Source organism: Bradyrhizobium nivariense (assembly GCF_029846695.2).
Lineage (GTDB): Bacteria > Pseudomonadota > Alphaproteobacteria > Rhizobiales > Xanthobacteraceae > Bradyrhizobium.
In genome coordinates this window covers 24,300-39,313 of the sequence record NZ_JARWCR020000008.1, presented here as the reverse complement: position 1 = coordinate 39,313, position 15,014 = coordinate 24,300, and the positions used below count along the sequence as shown (strand labels likewise).

14 protein-coding genes are annotated in these 15,014 nt (G+C 62.0%); 9 read left to right on the top strand and 5 right to left on the bottom strand.

Translation table 11 applies throughout. The annotated features are described in order from the left end of the window. Positions 1 to 12 precede the first annotated feature (12 nt). Together QCM77_RS09135 and QCM77_RS09130 are read right to left on the bottom strand one after the other, a co-directional pair. Positions 13 to 1,194 carry an acyl-CoA dehydrogenase family protein gene (locus QCM77_RS09135; RefSeq protein ID WP_279682945.1) on the bottom strand — a complete coding sequence of 394 codons (1,182 nt, stop codon included), beginning with the start codon at positions 1,192 to 1,194 and terminating at the stop codon, positions 13 to 15. A gap of 22 nt (positions 1,195 to 1,216) precedes the next feature. Next, positions 1,217 to 2,824 (bottom strand): ABC transporter substrate-binding protein, encoded by a 1,608-nt coding sequence (locus QCM77_RS09130; RefSeq protein WP_279682943.1) that lies wholly within the window; start codon positions 2,822 to 2,824, stop codon positions 1,217 to 1,219. Positions 2,825 to 3,088: 264 nt separating this feature from the next. Between QCM77_RS09130 and QCM77_RS09125 the strand changes: the two genes are divergently transcribed. The 9 genes from QCM77_RS09125 to QCM77_RS09085 all read left to right on the top strand — a co-directional run bounded on the left by QCM77_RS09125 (position 3,089) and on the right by QCM77_RS09085 (position 12,136). Beyond that, positions 3,089 to 4,687 (top strand): ABC transporter substrate-binding protein, encoded by a 1,599-nt coding sequence (locus QCM77_RS09125; protein ID WP_279682941.1) that lies wholly within the window; start codon positions 3,089 to 3,091, stop codon positions 4,685 to 4,687. A 159-nt stretch (positions 4,688 to 4,846) separates the two neighbouring features. Further along, positions 4,847 to 6,199: an LLM class flavin-dependent oxidoreductase gene (locus QCM77_RS09120; RefSeq protein WP_279682939.1), complete on the top strand. Its 1,353-nt coding sequence runs from the start codon at positions 4,847 to 4,849 to the stop codon at positions 6,197 to 6,199. A gap of 27 nt (positions 6,200 to 6,226) precedes the next feature. Further along, complete coding sequence (locus QCM77_RS09115) at positions 6,227 to 7,312, top strand: ABC transporter substrate-binding protein (protein WP_279682938.1); 1,086 nt, start codon at positions 6,227 to 6,229, stop codon at positions 7,310 to 7,312. Further along, entirely contained in the window at positions 7,309 to 8,154 is an 846-nt protein-coding gene (locus tag QCM77_RS09110; RefSeq protein ID WP_462804305.1) for an ABC transporter ATP-binding protein, read from the top strand. Before QCM77_RS09115 ends, QCM77_RS09110 begins: the two co-directional genes overlap by 4 nt. Further along, positions 8,151 to 9,011, top strand: a complete 861-nt coding sequence (locus tag QCM77_RS09105; RefSeq protein ID WP_462804304.1) for an ABC transporter permease — start codon at positions 8,151 to 8,153, stop codon at positions 9,009 to 9,011. Before QCM77_RS09110 ends, QCM77_RS09105 begins: the two co-directional genes overlap by 4 nt. Continuing rightward, positions 9,001 to 9,768 (top strand): ABC transporter permease, encoded by a 768-nt coding sequence (locus QCM77_RS09100; RefSeq protein WP_279682933.1) that lies wholly within the window; start codon positions 9,001 to 9,003, stop codon positions 9,766 to 9,768. Before QCM77_RS09105 ends, QCM77_RS09100 begins: the two co-directional genes overlap by 11 nt. 184 nt (positions 9,769 to 9,952) lie before the next feature. Beyond that, positions 9,953 to 11,050, top strand: coding sequence for an ABC transporter substrate-binding protein (locus QCM77_RS09095; RefSeq protein WP_279682931.1), 1,098 nt, complete (start codon positions 9,953 to 9,955; stop codon positions 11,048 to 11,050). Between the two features lie 244 nt (positions 11,051 to 11,294). Then, entirely contained in the window at positions 11,295 to 11,516 is a 222-nt protein-coding gene (locus tag QCM77_RS09090) for a hypothetical protein (RefSeq protein ID WP_279682930.1), read from the top strand. Beyond that, positions 11,513 to 12,136 carry a helix-turn-helix domain-containing protein gene (locus QCM77_RS09085; protein ID WP_279682928.1) on the top strand — a complete coding sequence of 208 codons (624 nt, stop codon included), beginning with the start codon at positions 11,513 to 11,515 and terminating at the stop codon, positions 12,134 to 12,136. The genes QCM77_RS09090 and QCM77_RS09085 overlap by 4 nt, the downstream gene beginning before the upstream one ends. A 58-nt stretch (positions 12,137 to 12,194) precedes the next feature. Here the strand turns inward: QCM77_RS09085 and QCM77_RS09080 are convergent, their stop codons facing one another. The 3 genes from QCM77_RS09080 to QCM77_RS09070 form a co-directional block, all read right to left on the bottom strand. After that, positions 12,195 to 12,500 (bottom strand): hypothetical protein, encoded by a 306-nt coding sequence (locus QCM77_RS09080; RefSeq protein WP_279682927.1) that lies wholly within the window; start codon positions 12,498 to 12,500, stop codon positions 12,195 to 12,197. 229 nt (positions 12,501 to 12,729) lie between these two features. Then, positions 12,730 to 13,635, bottom strand: a complete 906-nt coding sequence (locus QCM77_RS09075) for a LysR substrate-binding domain-containing protein (RefSeq protein WP_279682925.1) — start codon at positions 13,633 to 13,635, stop codon at positions 12,730 to 12,732. A 309-nt stretch (positions 13,636 to 13,944) separates the two neighbouring features. Continuing rightward, positions 13,945 to 14,955, bottom strand: a complete 1,011-nt coding sequence (locus QCM77_RS09070; protein WP_462804303.1) for a DJ-1/PfpI family protein — start codon at positions 14,953 to 14,955, stop codon at positions 13,945 to 13,947. Positions 14,956 to 15,014: the final 59 nt, after the last annotated feature.

Sequence of the window (15,014 nt, the reverse complement as noted above, 5' to 3'; positions counted from 1 at the left end):
CAAGGTCAATCGTTACTGGAACGCAGAGGGATCGGGATGCGCGCCGGTGAGAAACCAGCTTCCGACATTGCGCGTCTTGTATTCCGCCGGGTTATGCAGCGTGTGGATGCGCACGTTGCGCCAAAAGCGATCATAACCGTTGGCGATCGTCGCCGAGCGCGCTCCCATCACCTCGAAGATCCGGTTGGTGACATCAAGCGCGACCTCGCCGGCGTGAGCGTTGGCGCCGGCGATCACCACAGAGGCCTCGCCGCGTTCCCGCGCCGTCAGATCGCGGCCGCGCGACCACACCCAGTCGAGCGTCGCTGCCGCCTCGTCGGCGAGCAGCGTGGCTGCCTTCACGCGCGTATAGAGCTCACCATAGACACGTTTGATCCAGGGGTCGTCGGTATGCCGTTCAACGCCCGAATGAATCCAGGGCCGAGACTTGTCGTTTGTATAATCCCGGGCGGTCATCAGGGCGCCCTGTGCGCTTCCGATGAAGACATTGAGCAGTGTCGACTGTTGCAGGAACGGCGTGATGGTCTGATAGGGGCGGCCGCCATCCGGTTTGTGCTCCAGCACCTCGTTGCGATGGACGCGCACGTTCGTGTATGTGACGCGGCCGCTGCCGGTCTGGCGCTGCCCGAACCCGTCCCAGTCGTGTTCGGCCCGGACACCTTCGCGATTGGCTGGAATGGTGGCGAAGCTGCGGGCATTGGTCTCGTGATCCTCCCAGGCAACCTGAAGCTGGTCGGCTATATGCGAGCCCGAGGTGAAGGGACGAAAGCCGTCGAGGATAAACCCTTCATTGTCCCGGCGGCCGAACAGGCTCTTCGAAAAGCTGTTGGCGGTATTGCCCCAGAACCAGTTGCCTGCCGCCGACCGCCGGAAGATATCCGCGGCCTGTTCCGTGGTACCGCGCAGATGAGCCGCATGCTGCGAGCCGAAATGGTAGCCATAGAGATGACCGAGCGCGCCATCAACCTTGGCGAATTCGCGGACGATCCTGAGAGCCGTGGACCAGCGTTCGCCGGAGCCGCCGAACTCCTGTGGGATCAGAAGATTGAGGAGCCCGCTGGCCTTGAGATGGGCCAGCTGATCGAGTGGCTTTCCGCCGGCGCGATCGCGTTCCGCGGCGTCGCGAGCGAAGATCTCGCGCAGGTCGACTGCCTTGGCGAAATGCGGATTGGACGTGTCGAGGTCAAAGCTCATTCGGCGATGCCTTGTATGTTGATTAGGCTTCCAGCCAGACTTCGGCGAAGTTCGCAGACGGGCCGTCGATGGTCGCGGTGTGATTCCGCAGCTTGCGGTTGGCGATGGTCAGGTTCGCGCCGGTCACCAGATTGATGTCGGGCAGGTCGGTGGCGATGATCACCTGAAAGGTACGGAACAGCTCGCGTCGCTTGGCGGGATCGCTCTCGACGGCGGCAGCTTCCAGTAGCCGGTCGACTTCGGGATTGCTGTAGCCCGAGCCGTTCGAGAAGGGGACGCCGGGCTTGAAGTTCTTCGACCAATAGAGCCGCTGGACTCCGACCGTCGGGTCGAAGGAATGGCTCATGCCGTTGCTCATGAAGTCGAAGTCGCGATTGGTGTAGGTACGCTTGAACCAGGTCGGCACGTCCTGTGCGCGCAGGGTGACGCCGATACCGATATTGGCGAGTGCCTGGCGCGTGTAGGCGCCGAGCTGCTGGTAAGTCTCGCTATAGGGCATGTAGTCGTGGAAGACCTTGAAGCGCGTGCCGTCCGGGCCGCGCGCCAGCCCGGCTGCGTCGAGGATCGCCTCGGCTTTCTTCGGATCGAAGTCGTGCCGGGGAATGTCCGGATTGTGGAACTGCTTCAGCGCAGGGCTGATGGCGGACGGAGCATTCTTGCTCCAGCCGTAGAAGACGACGCGGTTGATCGCTTCGCGATCGATGGCGTGCGCCACGGCGCGACGGACCTCCGGTCGCGCGAAATAGGGATTGGCGAGATTGAACTCGAGCCGATAGACGATCGGTTGGTAGTCGTAACCGCGCGTTTCGATCACGAGGTTGGGATTGGCCTTGAGAGTCTCGATTTGCCCGAGCGGCACCGGCGTATCCGGCGCGTAGTGAACCTCGCCGGTCTCGAGCGCGACGGCGCGGGCATTCGCGTCAGCGATGAAGCGGATGACCACGCGGTCGAGATACGGCTTGCCGGGGTCCCAATAGTTCGGATTGCGCTCCAGCAGGATGTGGCTGCCTTGCTTCCATTCCTTGAAGACGAAAGGGCCAGTCCCGATCGGAGCGCGGCCATTGGGATTGGCGAGTGGATCGGAGCCCTCGTAAACATGCCGGGGTACGATGGGTGATTCCGAGGCCGTCAGCGCGGCGAGCAGGTATGGCGCCGGCTTGTCCAGCACGATCTCCGCAATATGCGGATCAGGTGTGAGAACTTCCCGCACCGAAGAAAGCGTGCCGCGGCCGCGCGGGTGATGCTGCTTGAGGAGTTCGATAGAATAAGCGACGTCGGCTGAGGTGAAATCCCGCCCGTCGTGCCATTTCACGCCCCGCCGCAACTCGAACCGGTAGCGCAGCCCGTCTTCCTTGATCTGCCAGGCCGTGGCGAGCTGAGGCTTTGGATTGAAATCGAGATCGAAGGTCAGCAGTCCTTCCGTGACTTTCGGGCTGACACGCGTGGTGGGCCCGGCCGTGTGGGTGAGGCTGACGAGAATCGGCGGCTCGGGTTGAATGACGATATTCAACGTGCCGCCGCGGCTGATCTCCTCGGTCGCCCGTAGGGGTCGCGGTGCAAGGCCGCCAGCGAGTGCTCCCGATGCAAGCAGGAGCGCCTTGGTAATCCGTCGACGTGTCGGTTCGTTCATTGCGGATGGCGTGCCACTCGAGAATACCCTCACGCCAATAGTTCACCGAAGGGCCGGACAATCAATCCCGCGACAAGCCAGATCGCATAATGAAAATTTTGCTGCTGTACGCGTGGCGGCCTGTGCAAGCGAACGCGCGTCGTCGCTTCAAACAACAAAAGCAAATTCTCTGAGATCATGCCTAACATTGTGGCGGTCGGGAATTGCGCCGAGTCATCGGGCGAATGCCGGCTTGTGACGAATTGAAAGAGGCAGGGTGACGTGATGGAAATCGATCGTCGAACGTTCAATCGCGGTATGCTTGCTTCCGGCGCCGCCACGCTGCTCCCATCGGCAACGAGCTTTGCCGGTGAGGCCCGTCCCGTCTCCGGCGGAACGCTGAACTGGGTCTACTATCCCGACCCCTCGGCGATCATCGCGATCAACACATCGTCCGGAACCGGGCAGACGATCGGCACCAAGATCAACGAGGGGCTGCTGGCCTACGACTACGATCTGAACCCGCGGCCGGTGCTGGCGACGTCCTGGGCGATCAGCGAGGATGGAAGGCGCTACACCTTCCAGCTCAGGCCCGGCGTCAAATGGTCCGACGGCAAGGAATTCACCTCGGCGGACGTCGCCTTCTCGATCGAGCGCCTGAAAATCGCCCATCCGCGCGGCCGGATCACGTTCGCGAACGTCGAGACGATCGAAACGCCGGATGCGTTGACGGCCGTGATTGTGCTGTCGAAGCCGGCGCCATTTCTGATCACGGCGCTGGCCGGCGCCGAATCTCCGATTGTGCCGAAGCACATTTATACGGCGCTGAAGCCGGACGAGCAGCCACGTCTGGAGCAGACAATCGGAACCGGGCCGTTCATCCTCCGCGAGTGGGTTCCCGGAAGCCATCTCCTGTTCGTCCGCAATCCCAACTATTGGGACGCACCAAAGCCCTATGTCGACCGCCTCGTGCTCAAGGTCATCCTCGATCCGGCCGCACGGGCGGCAGCTCTCGAGGCGGGGGAGGTCGATATCGGCGCTACTCCGGTGCCTTATGGCGACATCGAGCGGTTCAAGCGCGACAAGCGTTTCGTGGTCGACACCGCCACCTACGGTTATTCCGGTCCGCAGCAGCAGCTTTTCTTCAATTACGACACGCAGCTTTTGCGTGACCGCCGTGTGCGCAAGGCGATTGCCCACGCAATCGACCTGAAAGCGCTCGTGAACGTCGTCTTTTTTGGCTACGCGCTCGTTTCTCCGTCGCCGGTCAGCACGGCGCTGCCGAAGTTCTATGATTCCAAGATCCAGGCGTGGCCATTCGATCCGAAGGCAGCGGACCAATTGCTGGACGACGCCGGCATCAAGCGTGGCGCAGGTGGCATCCGGGCCAAACTGAGATTGACGCAGAATCCGTTCTTGCCGGCAAGCCTTTCGGATTTCTTGCGCAATTCGCTGCGCCAGGTCGGTCTCGACATCGAGATACAGCGATACGATCTCGCGACCTACCTGAATGTCGTCTACCGCGACCGGGCGTTCGACCTGACGGCCGAAAGCCTGTCGAACACGTTCGACCCGAGCCTCGGCATCCAGCGCGCGTACTGGTCGAAGAATTTCCGGATCGGCCTGCCGTTCTCGAACGCCGCGCACTACGACAACGCCGAGGTAGATCAGCTGCTGGAGGCCGCGGCGATCGAGCCTGATATCGAGAAGCGCCGCGCGATCTGGTGGAAGTTCCAGTCGGTGATCCATGAGGAGATTGCCTCTGTCGACCTCGTTGCTGCCGGAGGTGTGATCATCGCCAACAAGAAGGTCCGCAACTTCGCGCCGGGCGGGGAGGGGTTCAACGGCAGCTTCGCCGATCTCTGGATCGACCCGTCGGCGTGACCGGGAAATCATATTCTTCCGCGTCCGGTTGCTTCCGAAGAAGAGACGTAGCGCCGGACGCTGCAAGAATGAAAATCTGTGAGATTGCGCAAAGCGAAAAGCAATCGTCATATCGGCTCACGATCGCTTCTCAATATTTGATCATCAGAGGACCACTGCATGTCGCGTCGCAAGGAGAAATTGTCTCTCGGCGCCTTTCTGCTTTTCACTGGCCACCACGTCGCCGCGTGGCGCTCGCCGCAGGCATCCGACAGTCAGTCTCTGGCGGATTTCGTGCAATTCGCCCGGATCGCGGAGGAGGCCAAGTTCGACGCTATCTTCCTGGCGGACATGGTAGGCGTGCGCGTCGATCGGATCGAGGCGTCCAGCCACAAGGCCCACAGCGGGGTCTATCCGTTCGAGCCGCTCACGTTGTTGTCGGCGCTCGCGGCGGTGACGTCCCGGATCGGCTTGGTCGCCACGGTTTCGACAAGTTACAGCGAGCCTTTCAACGTGGCGCGGCAGTTCGGCTCGCTCGATCGTTTGAGCGGCGGTCGATCCGGTTGGAATCTTGTCACCTCGACCGAAGCGTCGGGCGCGTTGAACTTCAATCATGACGGTCTCGTCGCTCACGCCGAGCGCTACGCCCGGGCGGAAGAGTTTGCCGACGTGGTTCTCGGCCTGTGGGACAGCTGGGATCACGATGCCTTTGAGCGCGACCGCGCAAGCGGCCGCTATTTCGATCCCGACAAGCTGCACCTCCTCAACCATCAGGGGCGCCACTTCAAGGTCCGCGGTCCCCTGAACATTCCGCCGTCGCCGCAGGGGCGGCCGGTACTGGTGCAGGCGGGGTCTAGCGGCCCCGGCAAGGAGCTCGCGGCGCGAACGGCGGAAGCTATCTTCACCGCGCAGCAGACGCTCGAAGACGCCGTCTCGTTCTATTCCGACGTCAAGGACCGGCTATCCAGATACGGCCGCGACGCGAACGAACTGAAAATCCTGCCTGGCATCTTCCCCGTGGTTGCGGAGACTGAAAGCGAGGCGAGGGAGAAGTTCGACGAATTGCAGTCGCTGATCCTTCCTCAGGTCGGCCTCGATTTGCTCGCGGGCTTTCTTGGAGCGCCCGAGATCGTTCATGCCGATCCGAACGGGCCCATACCGGCACTCAAGGAGACCGAGGGCGGCAAGAGCAGGCAAGCGCTTCTACTGGAGCTGGCCCGGCGGGAAGGACTGACGGTCCGCGACCTCTACCTCCGGATCGCCGGAGCGCGAGGCCACTGGCAACTGGTGGGAACGCCCGTGCAGATCGCGGACCAGCTCGAGGACCGGTTCCAGAACTATGGTGCCGACGGCTTCAACATCATGGCGCCGACGCTGCCGGGCGGTCTAACCGAATTCATCCGGCTGGTGGTCCCCGAGCTGCGCCGCCGCGGCCTGTTCCGCGAGGAATACGAGGGAACGACCTTGCGCGACCATCTCGGCTTGCGCCGCCCGCAGCCAGCGCGTCGTACCGCGGCCGTTGCGGCCGAATAATTCGAAATGCACGAGGGAAATCAGATCATGATCGGAAGACGCGCGCTATTCCGCCATTTGCTTGCGGGAGCAGGCCTCCTGATCGCCGCGGCATCGCCGGGCTGGGCTGCCGATACGATCACGGTCAGGATCGGATTTGCGTCGGTTGGCTCGGACAATCGTCAGTTCTCCGGCGGCTCATCGGCCGGGGTCGCGCACTCCGAGCACTATCTCGATCGGGAGCTCAGCGACCGGCCGGATGTGAAGATCGAATGGTTTTTCTTCAAGGGGGCGGGGCCGGCGGTCAATGAAGCGTTCGCCAACAACCAGCTCGATTTTGCGATCCAGGGCGATCTGCCCGAGATCATCGGCCGGGCGAATGGCCTGAAGACGAAGATCCTGCTGGCCTCGGGCGCGCATGCGCCGATCTATCTCGCGGTGCCCGTGGGATCCACGGTCCGCAAGGTCGCGGATCTGCGCGGCAAGAAGGTCTCGATCTTCCGTGGCACCAACAATCACCTTGCCGCCGTGAAGGTGCTCGCCGGCAACGGCCTTCAGGAGCGGGACGTTCAAGTGATCAACATGGACACCGCGACGACCAATGCCGCGTTGACCTCCAAGGATATCGACGCGGCCTTCGGCAATTTCCCGCTGGCGGGCCTCGCCGAGAAGAACATCGTCGAGATCATCTATACGACCAAGGGCGATAACCCGGCCTATGAGCGCCACTCCACGCTGATCGGGCAGGAGGCCTTCATCAAAGCGCATCCCGATGTTACGCAGAAGATCGTCTCTGCGATCGTGAAAGCCGCGCGATGGACGTCGGACGAAGCCAATCGGGAAACCTTCTTCGAGTTCTCGGCGCGGACCGGCTTCCCGGTTTCCGGCTATCGCTTCGACTTCTCAGGTCAGGAGCTGAAATATCGTAACACCCCGATCATCGACGCCTCGATCATCGAGAGCTATCGTGTACAGGCTAAGCAAGCGAAGGAGTTTGGCCTCCTGCGTCGAGACGTCGACATCGAGGGATGGTTCGACCGGTCTTTTTTGAATACGGCGCTCAAGGAGCAGGGGCTCGCCGGGTACTGGCAGGAATATGATGCGAGCGGGAAGCCGCTGACGGCGGGACGATGACGGCGTTGTTGCAGGTCGGGCCTGCTCCGTCTGCGAACGCCGATCGGAGTGGCGCTCGTCTGGATATTCGTGGTGTGTCGAAATCGTTCGTCGTCAATGGTGCGACGGTCGAGGCGCTCAAAGACGTGTCGCTCGATGTCGCAGCGGGCGAGTTCGTGGTCTTGCTCGGTCCGAGCGGATGCGGAAAATCGACCCTGCTGCGGCTGGTCGCCGGTCTCGACCGCGACTTTCGGGGCAGCATCAGCCAAGATGGCGAGCCGGTTGCGGGAACCAGCCTCGATCGAGGTATCGTCTTTCAGGAGCCACGGCTATTCCCATGGGCAACGGTCACCCAGAACATCGCGCTTGGCCTCAAGAATGCGCCGCTCAGTGAGCGCGCCAAAAAGGACTCCATTGCTGCGCATATCTCGCTGGTTGGTCTGGACGGATTTGCGGAGGCCTATCCACATCAGCTTTCCGGCGGCATGGCGCAACGGGCGGCCATCGCCCGCGGTCTCGTCAACCGTCCCCGGCTGCTGCTGCTCGACGAGCCCTTCGGCGCGCTCGATGCATTGACGCGCGCGCGGCTCCAGATCGAGCTTCAGCGCATCTGGGCGCATGAGAAGATCAGCATGATCCTCGTGACCCATGACGTCGACGAGGCCGTGCTGCTCGGCGATCGCATCATCGTGCTCGCGCCTCGACCGGGCCGGGTTGCACGGATCTTCGACGTGACGGTCCCGCGGCCAAGATCCCGCAGCAGTGGCGACCTTGTCCGTACCCGCAACGAAATCTTGAAGACACTCGGCGAAGGCGATGGCGGCTTGGTCGCGCAAGAGCTTCCGAGCGGAGCAGACGCATGACCGACGCTGCAATTCGGACCTCAGCTGTATCACGCGCCTCATGGCAGGTTTCTATTCGCCGTATCGTCGCCAGTCGTGCGGGGCAAGCCGTGTTACGGCGTCTGGCGGCTTTCGGTTGGCTGCTGGTTTTGCCGGCGGTGGCTCTCCCGCTCTGGATCATCGGTACCGATCGGGGCTGGCTGGCGGAACAGATCCTGCCGCGGCCCGGCGATGTCCTGCATGCGCTGCGGGATATGATCGCAAGCGGTGAGCTCGCCCAGCATGCCGGCTACAGCCTTCGGCGGGTCGCCTATGGTTTCGTGGTCGGCGCGGGAGCAGGCTTGGTGATCGGGTCCGCCATGGGCTTGTCGCGCCGCGTGGACGAGTATGTGAGGCCGCTGTTCACTGCGATCGCGCAGGTTCCGGCGCTTGCCTGGATCCCGCTGGCGATGTTGCTGCTCGGTATCGGCGAAACGCTCAAGATCGTGGTGATCGCCAAGGCAGCGTTCGTGCCCGTCGTCATGAACACCAGCGCCGGCATCGCGAACGTGCCGAAGGCGTTCGTCGAGGTCGGCGAGACCTTTCGCTTCACGCCGTTGCAGATGTTGCGCCATGTCGTGCTTCCGGGAGCGGTGCCGCCGATCTTCACCGGCCTGCGCTACGGCCTGACCCACGCCTGGATCGCGCTGGTCAGCGTCGAATTGTTGGCCTCGTCGGAGGGGCTGGGCTACCTCCTGGTCTGGGGACGCCAGATGTTCTGGCTCGACACCGTGTTGGTCGCGATGATCGTCATCGGCGTCATCGGCTTTGTCAGCGACAAGGCGTTGGCGGTGGTCGAAGCCCGGCTACAACGCTGGCGGATCGATCGTGTCAGATAGCGCTGCGCTCAGGACCGTCGGTCGCGGGCTGGTTCTTCCGCTCGGCTTGCTCGTGCTCTGGGAATTCGCGAGCCATTCCGGCCTCGTGAACCGGCAGTTTCTGCCGCCGCTCGAGCACGTCGGAGCCAGCTTCTGGGAAGAGTTGCGCAGCGGCGAGCTCACCCAGGCACTCGCTGCCAGCCTGCGCCGCGATCTGCTGGGATTTGCTCTCGGCTCGAGCATCGGCATCCTGGTTGGGTTGCTGCTTGGCCTGTCCCGCATCGCCGATCGTATCTTCACGACTTGGTTCAACGGGCTGAAGCAGATTGCCCTGCTGGCCTGGATTCCACTGATCTCGCTGTGGTTTGGGTTCGATGAGACGGCCAAGGTCGTGTTCATTGCATTGGCGGCGTCAATACCGGTCATTCTCAATCTCGTCGAGGGCGTGCATGCGACCTCGGAAAAGCTGGTCGAGGTTGGTGAGGTCTTTCGCTTCAACCGCCTTCAGTTCATCGTTTACGTCTATTTTCCGGCCGCGTTGCCCTCGCTCCTGACAGGACTTCACCTCGCGCTCATCTACGCGTGGCTCGCCACGATCGGCGCCGAATATTTTATGGCGGCTGGTCCCGGCATCGGAGGGCTCATCATCGCGGGACGCGAGCGCTTCGATATGGATCTGGTCATGCTCGGCATCCTGGTCGTCGGCACGGTAGGCTTCGTCATCGATCGTGGCGCGACATGGCTCGAACAGAGACTCACCCCCTGGCGCAAGGCATAGCGTTTCACAGCGATGCGCGTCGTACGCCCTCTTTCAGCACAGCCATTTCTACTGTCTCGTGTGTTGCAACATGAACGCACTAACTCAGTGCAGATCTTTGCAATCGACCCAACCTCCGGCCGTCTCTAGCATCTGACGTGATCGTCGCCGTCTCGCGATTAGGAAGAAAATTCAGGAGATAGCTATGTCATCAGGTCAACGCGGTCCTTGGTCCCGGCGTGGGGTGCTCGGGTTGGCGGGTCTCGCCGGTGTGACGGCGCCATTCGGCCTGATGCAGGCCGCGCGTGCCTTTCCGGCGTTTGGTCTCGGCCCGGTCGCCGATCCCCTGAGCGGCGCGCCGATCTGCAAGGTTGCGGGCTCGGAGGAGACGCCGAAAGGGCCGCCGCGTCATATTCGTTTTGCCTATAACGGCACTGGCATCTGCACGGCGGCAGTGCCGGTCGCATTGCACAGGGGCTTCTTCGCGCGTCACAATCTGGACGTGGAATTCCTGCAACTGGCGGGCAATACGGATCAGATGCTCCAGGCACTCGCAACCGACAAGGCAGATGCCGGATCGAGCATGCTGCTCAACTGGCTGAAGCCTTTGGAGCAGGGCATCGACGTCAAGCTGACGACGGGCCTGCATGGTGGCTGCACGCGCTTGTTCGTGCGGAAGGAGTCCGGTTTCAAGGACATCACGCACCTCAAGGGCAAGACCATCGGCGTATCCAGCATTTCAGGGCCGCCACGCAACTTCTTCGCCATTCTGCTGTCGGACAACGGGCTGGACCCGCAGACTGACGTTCAATGGCGCGAATTTCCGGCCGATCTCCAGTTGATCGCCCTGCAACGCGGGGAGATCCAGGCGATCGCGGATTCCGATCCGAACGCGTGGCTGACAGAGAAGCGGGCCAATGGCGACCTGGTCGAGATCGCATCGAACCTCAGTGGCGATTATGCCAATCTGTCATGCTGCACGCTGGGCGTGCGGAGCTCTCTCTGGGCATCGGATCCGGCTGCCGTGAAATCCCTGACATACGCAGTTCGCGAGGCGGCTCATCACGTCGCCGAAAATCCCGACGACGCTGCCGAAATATTCGCGCCCTATACGCCCAAGGTCGCGGTCGCGGACCTCGCGGCGATGCTCCGCAGCCATACCCACGGCCATCATCCGTCGGGCGCGGAGCTGCGGAAGGAGGTCGTGAAGATCACGTCCGATCTGAAACGTGCGACGATCATCAAGCCCAACACGGATCCGGCAAAGCTCGCCAATCGCGTGGTGGTCGATGTCGAAGCGTGACGGGAGGGCGGCTCCGCCCATTTGGCTGGGCTCGCCGGCCATCTCGAAAGCCGGTAAAGGTGCCGATAGCAAGCGGCTCCAAAATAAGCGCAGAAGCATGCCGCTCTGCGCGAGGCCCAGGCGAGAAATCTTTGCTACGAGGCCGGGCTTTGCAGCGCACGTGTTGTTTTGTTCGGCGAGAGCTTGTCGGTGATCACGACTGAATTACGATGTTGGATATGACAATAGAGAGCGGATCGAACAGGTGACCGAGAGTACAAATTCGGCGCGGATCATTGATCTCGATGCCTATCGGCTGATGCGGCGCCAGCAGGCGGCTGAGACGGTTACCAGGCCGCAGGAGAGCGCTGCCAGCACCCCGTCTTTTGGCGGTGGGACCATGCCGCTGTTCTGGTTCTGGCCGACCTGGGTCTGGGTCCCGGTGCCCGTCCCGGCGGTGTCGGCCGCGCAGTGGGATGCTTCATGAGCGACGGCAGCGTCGCTCCATCCTCGGATATGAAGCTGCCATCGCCTGCTGATCTGGATTTGCCGGCCGTGCTCGGGCGCAACCTGCGGCGCCTGCGAACGAGCCGCGGCCATTCCCTCGAGCGGCTTGCGAAGCAATCAGGCGTCAGCCGCGCCATGCTGGGCCAGATCGAGACTGGAAAGAGCGTCCCGACAATTGCATTGCTGTGGAAGGTCGCAAACGCGCTTCACGTTCCCTTCGCCAATCTCTTGCAGACGGAGGCCGCGCGAGGACCAGTGGTCTTGCGGCGCGGCGATGCCAAGCTGCTCTCCTCGAGTCAGGGGCAGTTCACGTCGCGGGCACTGTTTCCATTCGATGATAATCATCCGGTCGAGTTCTACGAGCTTAAGATGGGCCCTCTCCATCGCGAGACGGCCGAGCCGCATGCGGCAGGTACCCGTGAAAACCTGTTCGTTGCAAAGGGGGCGGTCGAGATCGCCGTCGGCCTCGAAAAGCCTCAGACCCTGATGGAAGGCGATGCCATTCTGTTCGAGGCCGACGTGCCTCACGTTTACAAGAATTTGGTGGCCAGCGAGGCGACTCTTTACTTGGTCATGACCTACGCCGAGGACGTCGCCTAACGCAATCGGGCCGGCGAAGCCAGCCCGAAGCGCCGTTCGTTGCTACGAGGATCGCGCCTTAGGCCGCCTTCATCGGCATGCACATCATCATCATGCCGCCGCAGCACATCATCATGGGCATGCCCATCTGCATCATGTTGGTCATGCTTTCGCAGCACTTCATGAACATGTCCTTCATGGACGGATCCACCGGCGTCATCTCGCAGGTCATGCCGGTTGGGGTCATGGTGTACTTCATCTGGCAAGCCATCATCATTGGCATGCCCATCATGTTCATCATCGGCATCATGTTGCCGGCCATGGCGGGGTTCATCATGCCGCCCATCATCATCGGCATGGGCATCATCTGCATCGCGGTGTTCATTGTCGTTCTCCGGGGGGCAAGTAGGAAGCACTCATTTGCTCTGCCAAAGGAGATAAAATGAACTGCGATGCAAGTGAATCGGAAAATGTTTGTCTCGTTCGCTTTCATCCAAGAAAATGGATGCGCTGTCGAACCTGAAGGCTGGATCGACCATTATAACGGATATTAGTTCTTTGATATTGGAGATGCGGCGGAATCAGACTTGGGTCGAACCGTCGCCGAGCAATATTCAAACGTCCAGCTGAGCTTCCGCGGGCTTGGCCATCCATCGGCGAAAAGCCTGCACTGCTGGAAAACGGCTTCGATTGGCCGGGTAGACAAGCCAGTATGCGCGCGGGGTCATATCAGTGATGATCGGGAAAGGCTGGACGAGCCGCCCCTCCTGTATCTCGTGCGCGTAAAGGGCCGGGGAGAGCAGGGCGACGCCATGTCCTCGTAACGCGGCCTCGGCACATAGATTTCGGCAATCGAGACTGAGCTCCGCCTTGGCGGGAAGATCGACCGTTGGCAGGCCGCTCCTCGCGAACCACGAGGGCCAATAAGGGTCGGACTTCTGAATCAGCGGTACCCGAAGCAGATCGTGGGGCGACTTCAGGGGACCGAACTGCTTGACGAAGGTCGGGCTGCACAGAGGCGTCAGCGCAAATGGCAGTAGCTTGTGAATGCGCAGCCCGGGCCAGACACCGCCACCACTGCGCAAACCGACATCGAAACCGTGCCGTTCGAGATCAACGATCTCTCGTGACGTTTCGAACCTCACCTCGATGTCCGGGTGCCTGCGGCGAAAGCCGTCCAGTTTCGGCAAAATCCATCCCGGAGCAAGGCTCGTCAGCGCCGTGACCGAGAGAACCGCGCGGCGTTTCGCGTCCAAATGCGCGAAAGCTTCCGCCATCGAATCGAACATGCGGTGGAGGACCGGGGCGAGCTCGATCCCGACAGGCGTGAGCTCCACGAAGCGATTTCGTCGCACGAACAGGGCGTGGCCGATCTGGTCTTCAAGAACCTTGACGTGATGACTGATCGAAGACTGCGTGGTGCCCAATTCCTCCGCGGCGCGCGTAAAGCTCCCCTGTCGCGCCGCGACCTCGAACGCGCGGATTGCAGCCAGTGAGGGAAGCTTTCGGGACGTTGCCATCGAAATGACTCATGCGAAACCGGTCAAATCCATTTTGTCAGTTGAGCGCAAAGCAGTCCAGTGTTGGCGCCACGGGCCCACGGCTCTTGGTGGAAGATCGATCGATGGGACTTCGCTGGTGGTTCGGTGTTGTGAAGAAGAGATGGCAATGTTTTTCGCTCCTCGGACGGCCCGAAAGGGTCGGCAGCTACCCCGACTGGCTACGGCAGGACCTCGGTCTGACAGACGAAGACGTCGGAACGAGGTCGGAGCGACTTGACGAGATCCGGCGAAATTGCGCCGGGTGGATCTAGCGCCTTTTGCCCTTCATTACTTGTCGCCGGCGAGATCTCCATGCACGGGTTCGCGAAAAGCCGCCCTATAGAGTGCGGGGCTTGTGCCGAGACGCGCTCTGAAATGATGCCTCATCGCGTCTGCCGAGCCGAATCCGGTCTCGGATGCGACGGTCTCGATCGGGAGTCGTGTTCCCTCCAGCAGTTCGCGGGCCTTCGCTACGCGCGCCTGCACGACCCATTCGCCCGGCGATAGGCCGGTGGCGTCCTCGAACCGGCGGATGAAGGTGCGGCGGCTCATCTTGGCCCGTGACGCCAGGCTTGCGATGGTCAGGTTGCGGTCGAGATGGCCTTGGGCCCAGGTAAAGGTCGAGCTGAGGGTGTCTCCTTCGGCCTTTCGAACGGGCTGGGGAATGAATTGCGCCTGTCCGCCGTCGCGGTGCGGCGCAATCACGAGCCGCTGTGCGACTCGATTGGCAAACTCAGCGCCGTGGTCGCGGCGCACGATGTGGAGACACAGATCGAGCCCCGCGGCGCGGCCGGCCGAACTCATGACCTTGCCGTCCTCGACATAGAGCACGTTGGCATCGACCTGGACGCGCGGATATCGCCGCGCGAGGGTTTCCGTATGCGCCCAATGCGCGGTGGCGCGCCGGCCGTCGAGGAGTCCGGCCGCGGCGAGAATGAAGGCGCCGGCGCAGATCGAGGCCACCCGCGCACCGCGCTGGTGCGCGCGCCTGAGTGCTTCGAGCAGGACCTCGGGCGGGGAGGCCATGATCTCAAGCGAGCCCGGCACGATGATCGTGTCGGCGCGGGACAATGCGCGAAGCCCTTCGTCGACGACGACTTTGAGGCCGTTGTTGGAATTGAGCTTCTGCTCCGGCCGCTCCGAGCAGATCACGACGCGGTAACGGTCGGGCGCCATGCCAAAGACCTCGATCGCCAGACCGAGCTCGAAGGCATTGACTCCGTCATAGGCCAGCACCGCAACGGTCTGCTTGCGCGGGGATGTATCGCGCTTGCCTGAAGGAGGCGTTCTGTTTGGCATAATATCTACGATAGCCGGCATTCGTGCCACTGGTCAACGTGACGGGCATCCCCCAGTCT

Coding starts and splice junctions, on each gene's coding strand:
- QCM77_RS09135 (WP_279682945.1), bottom strand. CDS start 1,194: ATGAGCTTTGACCTCGACACGTCCAATCCGCATTTCGCCAAGGCAGTC.
- QCM77_RS09130 (WP_279682943.1), bottom strand. CDS start 2,824: ATGAACGAACCGACACGTCGACGGATTACCAAGGCGCTCCTGCTTGCA.
- QCM77_RS09125 (WP_279682941.1), top strand. CDS start 3,089: ATGGAAATCGATCGTCGAACGTTCAATCGCGGTATGCTTGCTTCCGGC.
- QCM77_RS09120 (WP_279682939.1), top strand. CDS start 4,847: ATGTCGCGTCGCAAGGAGAAATTGTCTCTCGGCGCCTTTCTGCTTTTC.
- QCM77_RS09115 (WP_279682938.1), top strand. CDS start 6,227: ATGATCGGAAGACGCGCGCTATTCCGCCATTTGCTTGCGGGAGCAGGC.
- QCM77_RS09110 (WP_462804305.1), top strand. CDS start 7,309: ATGACGGCGTTGTTGCAGGTCGGGCCTGCTCCGTCTGCGAACGCCGAT.
- QCM77_RS09105 (WP_462804304.1), top strand. CDS start 8,151: ATGACCGACGCTGCAATTCGGACCTCAGCTGTATCACGCGCCTCATGG.
- QCM77_RS09095 (WP_279682931.1), top strand. CDS start 9,953: ATGTCATCAGGTCAACGCGGTCCTTGGTCCCGGCGTGGGGTGCTCGGG.
- QCM77_RS09085 (WP_279682928.1), top strand. CDS start 11,513: ATGAGCGACGGCAGCGTCGCTCCATCCTCGGATATGAAGCTGCCATCG.
- QCM77_RS09080 (WP_279682927.1), bottom strand. CDS start 12,500: ATGAACACCGCGATGCAGATGATGCCCATGCCGATGATGATGGGCGGC.
- QCM77_RS09075 (WP_279682925.1), bottom strand. CDS start 13,635: ATGGCAACGTCCCGAAAGCTTCCCTCACTGGCTGCAATCCGCGCGTTC.
- QCM77_RS09070 (WP_462804303.1), bottom strand. CDS start 14,955: ATGCCAAACAGAACGCCTCCTTCAGGCAAGCGCGATACATCCCCGCGC.